This window comes from Bacillus sp. LR--39 (assembly GCF_053613335.1).
On the sequence record NZ_JBSIOT010001299.1, the window covers coordinates 1 to 579 of the forward strand.

At 36.4% G+C, this 579-nt stretch carries 3 protein-coding genes; 2 read left to right on the forward strand and 1 reads right to left on the reverse strand.

The features are described 5' to 3' along the window. Positions 1-41: 41 nt before the first annotated feature. Both yhzE1 and yhzE2 read left to right on the forward strand, forming a co-directional pair. Positions 42-128, forward strand: coding sequence for a sporulation protein YhzE1 (gene yhzE1, locus ACWHAR_RS30105; protein ID WP_003327753.1), 87 nt, complete (start codon positions 42-44; stop codon positions 126-128). Between the two features lie 124 nt (positions 129-252). After that, the gene (gene yhzE2, locus ACWHAR_RS30110) at positions 253-339 is read left to right on the forward strand and encodes a sporulation protein YhzE2 (RefSeq protein ID WP_003155248.1); all 87 of its coding nucleotides are present in this window, start codon (positions 253-255) and stop codon (positions 337-339) included. A 52-nt stretch (positions 340-391) separates the two neighbouring features. On the opposite strand, the gene ACWHAR_RS30115 is transcribed toward yhzE2, so the two are convergent. Further along, positions 392-577 (reverse strand): hypothetical protein, encoded by a 186-nt coding sequence (locus ACWHAR_RS30115; RefSeq protein ID WP_026009863.1) that lies wholly within the window; start codon positions 575-577, stop codon positions 392-394. Between the last annotated feature and the right edge of the window lie 2 nt (positions 578-579).

Below are 579 nucleotides of genomic sequence, written 5' to 3' on the forward strand. Positions count from 1 at the left end.
TGACATACTTATATATTGATCAGGAAAAGGAGGTATGTAACATGAGCGGAGGATACTCTAACGGATTTGCGTTGCTCGTAGTACTGTTCATTTTGCTTATCATCGTAGGTGCAGCTTACATCTACTAAGCAGCCCGAGGATCGCTTGTAATATAAGCGATCCTTTATTTTCACTAGCGCCTAATCGTTTCAAACATGAATTGCATAACATGTAATTGGTAAATAAAACTTATTACAGGAGGTGCTTTTTAAGATGGGTGAAGTATTTGCAGGCGGATTCGCTTTATTGGTTGTGTTATTTATTTTATTGATTATCATCGGCGCTTCTTGGCTGTACTAATCAACATAAAAAAGCATAGCTGCTTCATCAGCAGCTATGCTTTCTTTCGTATTTACACTGTAAAGGAGATCTCCACAAACGAAGAGATCAGTAAAATTAATATAGATACATTAATAAATCGGAATACCTTATCTTGCCGCTCTTCAGGAATCTCTCTGACAAGGCATAATGTATTGGTGAGCCTGTTTATGAAATATAAAATAAACACGGCAGCCACGATAAAATAGAATAAAATGATGG

Bases quoted from the DNA above. Each gene is read 5' to 3' on its own strand.
- yhzE1 (WP_003327753.1), top strand. From the start codon at position 42: ATGAGCGGAGGATACTCTAACGGATTTGCGTTGCTCGTAGTACTGTTC.
- yhzE2 (WP_003155248.1), top strand. From the start codon at position 253: ATGGGTGAAGTATTTGCAGGCGGATTCGCTTTATTGGTTGTGTTATTT.